This is a genomic window from Zoogloea sp., from assembly GCF_041904905.1.
GTDB lineage: Bacteria > Pseudomonadota > Gammaproteobacteria > Burkholderiales > Rhodocyclaceae > Zoogloea.
Map to the genome: position 1 here is coordinate 1 of NZ_JAYRMI010000114.1, position 6,868 is coordinate 6,868.

9 protein-coding genes and 1 pseudogene are annotated in these 6,868 nt (G+C 71.0%); 6 read left to right on the forward strand and 4 right to left on the reverse strand.

From position 1 onward, the window contains the following. The coding region (locus tag ACE3N6_RS18785) for a ferric reductase-like transmembrane domain-containing protein (protein WP_374247349.1) at positions 1-598 on the reverse strand (598 nt) is incomplete at its 3' end. Then, positions 595-909, reverse strand: a complete 315-nt coding sequence (locus ACE3N6_RS18790) for a hypothetical protein (protein WP_374247350.1) — start codon at positions 907-909, stop codon at positions 595-597. The genes ACE3N6_RS18790 and ACE3N6_RS18785, both read right to left, overlap by 4 nt. A 309-nt stretch (positions 910-1,218) precedes the next feature. On the opposite strand from ACE3N6_RS18790, the gene ACE3N6_RS18795 reads away from it, so the two are divergent. Further along, positions 1,219-1,563 carry a hypothetical protein gene (locus ACE3N6_RS18795; protein WP_374247351.1) on the forward strand — a complete coding sequence of 115 codons (345 nt, stop codon included), beginning with the start codon at positions 1,219-1,221 and terminating at the stop codon, positions 1,561-1,563. Here the strand turns inward: ACE3N6_RS18795 and ACE3N6_RS18800 are convergent. Continuing rightward, positions 1,535-2,089 (reverse strand): lipocalin family protein, encoded by a 555-nt coding sequence (locus ACE3N6_RS18800; RefSeq protein ID WP_374247352.1) that lies wholly within the window; start codon positions 2,087-2,089, stop codon positions 1,535-1,537. The genes ACE3N6_RS18795 and ACE3N6_RS18800 overlap by 29 nt on opposite strands. Beyond that, entirely contained in the window at positions 2,086-3,000 is a 915-nt protein-coding gene (locus ACE3N6_RS18805) for a MerR family transcriptional regulator (RefSeq protein WP_374247353.1), read from the reverse strand. Before ACE3N6_RS18805 ends, ACE3N6_RS18800 begins: the two co-directional genes overlap by 4 nt. Before the next feature lie 108 nt (positions 3,001-3,108). Between ACE3N6_RS18805 and ACE3N6_RS18810 the strand changes: the two genes are divergently transcribed. The 5 genes and pseudogenes from ACE3N6_RS18810 to ACE3N6_RS18830 form a co-directional block, all read left to right on the forward strand. After that, complete coding sequence (locus ACE3N6_RS18810; protein ID WP_374247354.1) at positions 3,109-3,660, forward strand: glutathione peroxidase; 552 nt, start codon at positions 3,109-3,111, stop codon at positions 3,658-3,660. Between the two features lie 24 nt (positions 3,661-3,684). After that, positions 3,685-4,485 carry a GTP cyclohydrolase FolE2 gene (folE2, locus tag ACE3N6_RS18815; protein ID WP_374247355.1) on the forward strand — a complete coding sequence of 267 codons (801 nt, stop codon included), beginning with the start codon at positions 3,685-3,687 and terminating at the stop codon, positions 4,483-4,485. An 8-nt stretch (positions 4,486-4,493) separates the two neighbouring features. Then, the gene (locus ACE3N6_RS18820) at positions 4,494-5,801 is read left to right on the forward strand and encodes an NAD(P)/FAD-dependent oxidoreductase (protein WP_374247356.1); all 1,308 of its coding nucleotides are present in this window, start codon (positions 4,494-4,496) and stop codon (positions 5,799-5,801) included. Between the two features lie 7 nt (positions 5,802-5,808). Then, positions 5,809-6,576 carry a DUF1365 domain-containing protein gene (locus ACE3N6_RS18825; RefSeq protein WP_374247357.1) on the forward strand — a complete coding sequence of 256 codons (768 nt, stop codon included), beginning with the start codon at positions 5,809-5,811 and terminating at the stop codon, positions 6,574-6,576. Next, positions 6,573-6,868, forward strand: a pseudogene (locus tag ACE3N6_RS18830) (SAM-dependent methyltransferase); the annotation flags it as partial. The gene ACE3N6_RS18825 and the pseudogene ACE3N6_RS18830, both read left to right, overlap by 4 nt.

A 6,868-nucleotide genomic window follows, 5' to 3' on the forward strand; every position in this document is an offset into this window, starting at 1 on the left:
CCAGATACGGGCTGGCGGCCAGCCCGCCGTCGGACCGGACGACGCGCCAGGCCATGAAGACGAGGGCCAGCAGCGGCATGCCCAGCAGCACGTCGGTCAGGCCCAGGCTGACCAGGTGGGCGATGCAGCCCACCACGGCCAGCGCCAGCAGCCAGTGCCCCATGCGCCAGATGCCGTAGGGCAGGCGTCGGGTCAGGGCCAGGGCCAGGCCGATCATCAGGCCCAGCAGGGCGGCCCAGCCCAGCCAGCCGGGCCAGCTCTGCTGAAGCGGGTCGAGGGCCGACCACGCCTGCTGGGGGCCCTCCTGCCAGGCGTCGGCGGCCAGGGCCAGGGGGTGAGCCAGCAGCGCCAGATAGGCGAGCACGCCCAGCGCGTGGTGCCAGCGGTACATCCGCTCCAGGCCGCCGAAGCCTTCGGCCAGCCATGTCTCGCGGATCATCGTCAGCAGGCTGGCGAGGAGCAGGCCCGCGCCCAGCCAGCCGGACACGATCGCCGCCATCCGCGCCGGGGGCAGGCTGTCGGGGAAGGCCCAGTAGAGCGGCAGGCCGATCAGTAGCCCGCTGAGCAGGGGCAGGGAGAGCCTTTGCAGGAAGTTCATTGTTGCGTTCGGCGTTCGTCGTCGGGGGGGCGCAGGTGGGCGCAGAAATCCCGGCCGCCGCCGGCTTCGCGCCCGGCCTCGCGGGCCCGCTCCAGGATCAGGCGGTGATGTTCGTCCCGGTAGCGCTGGCACTCGTCGTAGCTGCGGAAGCCGCGGATGCGGGCCTGGTGTTCGACGCGTTCGGCCGGCGTCATGAAGAACCAGCCGGGCGTATTGCCCTGGTCGGCACGCCACGGGCCCCGGGCCCATGCCCCACATGTTGCGCTGCCGAGCGCGAGGGCCAGCAGCGCCCAACCCACCCGTCTATTCATGACATCTCCCTGCCCAAGGCTGACTGGAGCGCCAGTGTACTCCGCCTCCCGGCCGGCATTGCATTCCGCAGGCCCCACAATCGCCGCCGAAAAGGCGACGGGCGCCCGGCGGTGCCTGGAGGCCGCCGAACCCAGGCCGGCCCGGAAAGCGCGAGCTGGGCCGGGGGTGATGAGAATTGTCATGGACAAAACCCTGCTTGCTCCCTATCCTCAGAGGAAACAGCCCCCGTTTCGACGCCGCCCACCCTGTGCGTCGAGGACAAAACCGATTTCTTCGCCCCGCGCCCAAGCACCCGACAGGAGGCCAGCATGTCCGGACTTTTCAATCGGCTTCCCGGCCACGTTCGCACCCCGGCCGGCCTGGAGCGCAGGGTGCTGCGCCGTCTCCCCCGGGTGCTCGTCGTGGGCACGGTGCTGCTCGCGCTGCCGGCGCTGGCGGCGCGGCTGCTCTCCGGCGCCGGCACCCTGACGATGGTGGACATCTACAGCCTGAGCCTGATCGTGCTGCACTGGACGGTGGTGTTCACGGTGGGGATCGGTGCCTTCATCGTGATGGTCATGAAGGGCCCGGCCTACGTGGCGGATGCCTATCCGCTCTCGGATGCCGAGCGCCCGGCGGCGGGCCTCAGCGGTCGGCCGGCTGGCGGTCGGTGACCAGCCGGGCGGGGTCGAAGCCCTTGGCGCGCAGCTGCCGGTGTACTTCGGCGAGGGTCGGCGCGTCCAGCGTCGGGGTGCGCGCCAGCACCCACAGGAAGCGCCGCGACGGCTCACCGACCGCCGCCCAGCGATAGTCGGCGTCGAGCGCCACCACCCAGTAGTCGCCCCACACCAGCGGCAGGAACGACAGCCAGGCCGGGGCGAAGCGCACCCTCAGCCGCGGCGACGCGGGGCCGCCGAGCTGGCGGGCCTCGCCCACCGCCTCGTCCAGTCTGCCGTCGGCGAGCCGGCAGCGGTTGATGACCTCCAGGCTGTCGTCGGGCTGCTGCCGGTAATCGGCGGAGGCCTCGCCCACGCACTGGCGCTGGAAGCGGTTGGGGTAGCGGGCGATCTCGTACCAGCGGCCCATGTAGCGGGCCACGTCGAGGGATTCGATGGCGGTCAGGGGCGGTGGGGCCTCGTCGGCCACGGCGGCGGTGCAGCCCAGCAGGGCCGCAGCCGCGACGAGCAGGGCGCGCCTCATGTCGCGGGGGCCCGGGCGGCGCGCCAGGCGGCGATGGCGGCGGTCGCCGCGTCGAGGCTCACCAGCAGCTGAACCCCCTCCAGGCGGGGCGTGCGGGTCACGCCGCGGCCGCCGGCCCACAGGGCCACGCCGGCCGGCAGCATCTGGCGCAGCTGCTGGAGCAGGCCGGGGATCTGACGCTGGGGAAAGGCCACCGAGAACGACAGCGCCACGATGTCGGCCCGATGCGCGTCGGCGGCCCGGCAGATCTCCAGCAGCGGCATCTGGGTGCCGAGGGGCACGCAGTCGGCGCCCTCCAGGGCCAGCAGCGCCTCCACCATCAGCAGGCCCAGCACGTGGGGCTCCTCCGGCACGCTGGTCAGCAGGACCCGCGGGCCGCGGCCGGCCGAGGGCAGGGTGGCGATGGCCTGCCGCAGCAGGCGTTTGGTGAGTTCGGTGAACAGGTGCTCCTCGAACACCTCGAAGCTGCCGTTCTCCCAGGCTTCGCCCACCTTTTCGGTGAGTGGGGCGACGGTGTCCTGGACAAAGCGCTGCAAACCCTGCCGGGCGAGGCGCTGCTGCATGGCCTGCTGGTAGCCCGGGCCGTCGTGGTGCTTGATGAGCGCGAGCAGTTCGGCCAGCTCGTCGGCGTCGGCCGACGGGGCGGGCGCGGCCGGGCGGGGGTGACGCGGCGCCAGCCCGAGCAGCTCGGTCATCGGCACGGCGATCAGCTTGCCTGGCCGATGTCCTTGATCCATCAGGCGTTTGATGAGGCGCAGGCGCTCCACCTGGTCGGCCGGGTAGACCCGCTCGCCGTGGGCGTCGCGCTCCGGCACCGGAAACCCGTAGCGCCGCTCCCACATCCGCAGGACATCCTTGGAGAGCCCGGTATCCCGCTCGACGGCGGCGATGTTGAAACTGAGGGTGTTCATAGTTGTCCTGAACAAAAGCGAGACAAACCGTTGACAAATCGCTATTCGGCTCCTATCTTACGAACAAAGCTGCAATTTGTCCAGGACAAACAAAAGGCGAGGTTGAACATGAAAATCCGTTTCCCCCATCTGGCCGGCCTGCTGGCCCTGGCGTTCGCCGGGGCGGCCGGGGCGACGGCCGCCTGCCCGCCGCTCCTGCAGCACAGCTTCACCACCCTGCAGGATGGCAAGCCGATGCCCCTCTGCCAGTACGCCGGCAAGGTGCTGCTGGTGGTGAACACCGCCAGCTACTGCGGCTTCACCGGCCAGTACGACGGTCTCGAGAAGCTCTACGCCCGGCTCAAGGACAAGGGGCTGGTGGTGGTGGGCTTTCCGTCCAACGACTTCGGCGAGCAGGAGCCCGGCAGCGACAAGGAGATCGCCGACTTCTGCCGGCTCACCTACGGGGTGAAGTTCCCGATGGCTGGCAAGACGACGGTCAGCGGCAGGGGCGCCAACCCCTTCTACCTGAAGCTCGCCGAGATCACCGGCAGCAAGCCCAAGTGGAACTTCCACAAGTACCTCATCAACCGCGACGCGACCCAGGTGGTCGCCTTCACCAGTTTCACCAAGCCGGACGACCGGGAATTGGTCAACAAGATTGACCAATTCCTCAAGTAAATCCCCCGCCAGGAGCCTGCCCCGATGAATGCCCCCGAAACCCGTTTCCTCCCCGACGTGCAGTCGTCGCCCGACCATCGCCGGCTGGCGATCCACCAGGTGGGCGTCAAGGGCCTGCGCTACCCGCTGGCGTGGCGCTCGCCCGGCGGCGAGATCGTGCACACCGTGGCCAGCGTGGCGATGAGCGTGGGCCTGCCGCCCGAGGTGAAGGGCACCCACATGTCGCGCTTCGTGGAGGTGCTGGAGGCCCGCCGCGCGCCCCTCGACCACGCCGGCCTCCTGGCCATGGCCGACGAGATGCTGCTGCGGCTGGACGCCTCCGGCGGGCGCATCGAGATGGCCTTCACCTACTTCATCCGCAAGGCGGCGCCGGTGTCGGGGGTGGAGAGCCTGCTCGACTACGACGTCACCCTGATCGCCGAGCGCAGCGTCGGCGAGGCGCCGCGGCTCACCCTGCGGGTGGTGGCGCCGGTGACCAGCCTGTGCCCGTGCTCCAAGAAGATCTCCGCCTACGGCGCCCACAACCAGCGCTCCCACATCACCCTGGAGGCCTGCCTGCGCGCGCCGATGGACATCGAGGCGCTGGTGCGCATCGCCGAGGACGAAGCCTCCTGCGAGGTCTTCGGCCTGCTCAAGCGGCCCGACGAGAAGTGGGTCACCGAGCGCGCCTACGACAACCCCAAGTTCGTCGAGGATCTGGTGCGCGACATCGCCCTGCGGATGGCCGCCGAGCCGCGCATCGCCCACTGGAAGGTGGCCTCCGAGAACTTCGAGTCCATCCACAACCACTCCGCCTACGCCGAGCTGTACGGCAGCAACCCCTGAGGCGCGCCATGCAGACGAAGCAACGCATCGCCGTGGTGGGCGCCGGCATCTCGGGGCTGGCGGCCGCCTGGCTGCTGGGCAGCCGCCACGCGGTGACCCTCTTCGAGGCCGGCGACGCGCTGGGCGGTCACACCAACACCGTGGACGTGACGCTGGAGGGCCGCACCCATCCGGTGGACACCGGCTTCCTGGTGTTCAACGACAAGACCTACCCCAACCTCATCGCGCTGTTTGCGCTGCTGGGGGTGGAGAGCGTCGAGACCGAAATGTCCTTCGCGGTCAGCCTCGAATCGCCCAACCTGGAATGGGCGGGCAGCAACCTCGCGACGATCTTCGGCCAAAAGCGCAACCTGGTGCGTCGGCGCTTCTGGGCCATGCTGTCGGACATCCTGCGCTTCAACCGCGAGTGCACCGTATGGCTCGCCGCCAACCCCGACAACGACCGCCGGCTGAAGGACTTCCTCGACCAGGGCGGCTACTCCCGCGCCTTCGCCGACTGGTATCTGCTGCCCATGGCGGCGGCCATCTGGTCCTGCCCCACCGGCCAGATGCTCGACATGCCGCTGGCCACCTTCATCCGCTTCTGCCACAACCACGGCCTGCTGCAGGTGTTCGACCGGCCCATGTGGCGCACCGTGAAAGGCGGCGGGCGCGAATACGTGCGGCGGATCGCCGCCCAGCTCGACGACGTGCGCACGGCCTGCCCGGTGACGGCGGTGCGCCGCAGCGGCAGCGGCCTGGCGCTCACCCACCGCCACGGCACCGAGCACTTCGACCAGGTGGTGATGGCCTGCCACAGCGACCAGGCCCTCGCCATCCTGGGCGACGCCGCCAGCCCCGCCCAGCGCGACGTGCTGTCGGCGATCCGCTACCAGCCCAACCGCGCCGTGCTCCACACCGACCCGGCGCTGCTGCCCCGCGATCGCCGGCTGTGGTCGGCCTGGAACTACTTTGCCGGCCACGGCGAGCCCGGCCACCAGCCGGTGGGCGTCTCCTACCTCATCAACCGCCTGCAGCCGCTGCCCTTCCGCACGCCGGTGGTGGTCACCCTCAACCCCGCCCGCGAGCCCGACCCGGCCAGCGTGATCGCCCGCTTCGACTACGCCCACCCGATCTTCGACGGCCCGGCCATCGCCGCCCAGCAGCGGCTGCCGGCGGTGCAAGGCATCGGCGGGGTGTGGCTGGCGGGGGCCTGGGGCAGCTACGGCTTCCACGAGGACGGCCTGCGCTCGGCGCTGGCGGTGGCCAACCGGCTCGGGGTGGTCGCCCCCTGGCAAGGCGAAGCCGCCCCGGCCCGCCACGCGGAGCGGGGCTGAGCCGCTCATGGACAGCGCACCGACCGTCCTCCTCGGCCACGTGATGCACCGCCGGCTGCGGCCGGTGGAGCACGCCTTCGTCTACCCGGTGTTCTTCGTGCGGCTGCCCCTGCGCCGGCTGGACGCCGCCCGGCGGGCCAGCTTCGGCATCGAGCGCTGGCGCCTCCTGGGCTTTCGCCGCGTCGACCACGGCCCCCGCGACGGCAGCCCGCTGCTGCCCTGGATCGAAGCCCTGCTGCGCGCCCGCGGCCTGCCGACCGACGGCGAGATCGTGCTGCAGACTTTTCCCCGCGTGCTCGGCTACGTGTTCAACCCGGTGAGCTTCTGGTTCTGCCACGACCGCGCCGGCCAGCTGGTGGCGGTGCTGGCCGAAGTGAACAACACCTTCGGCGGCCGCCACGCCTACCTGCTCCACCACCCCGACGGCGCGCCCATCCGCGATGCGGACGAGTTCGGTGCCGACAAGGTCTTCCACGTCTCGCCCTTCAACCGGGTGGCGGGCGACTACCGCTTCCGCTTCGCCCTCGGGCGCGGCGTGCAGACGGTGCACATCGACTACCGCGACGAGGCGGGCCCGCTCCTCCTCACCGCCATCGGCGGCCGCCCCCGGGGCTGGTCGAACCGGGCGCTGCTCGGCGCCTTCGCCCGCATGCCGCTGCTCACCCTGGGCGTGATCGCCCGCATCCACTGGCAGGCCCTGCGCCTGTGGTGGAAGGGCGTGCCCTTCCTGGGCGCCCGCCCCGCCAAACCCGCTCTTCAGGAACCGTCCAGATGAACAACTCCCTGACCCTGCGCGGCGTGGCCCGCGATGCCCAATCCCGCGACACCCGCACCGTCTTCGACCTGCTCGACAAGCTCGAAGGCGGCCCGCTGGAGGTGCGCCTGCCCGACGGCGCCTGCGTGCTCTTCGGCCACGGCGAGCGCGGCGTCACCCTGCAGGTGCACGACAAGGCCGTGTTCGGGCAGATCCTCGCCCGGGGCGACATCGGCCTGGCCGAAGCCTACCTCGACGGCCTGTGGGATTCGCCCGACCTGCCCGGCCTGCTCACCCTACTCGCCGCCAACCG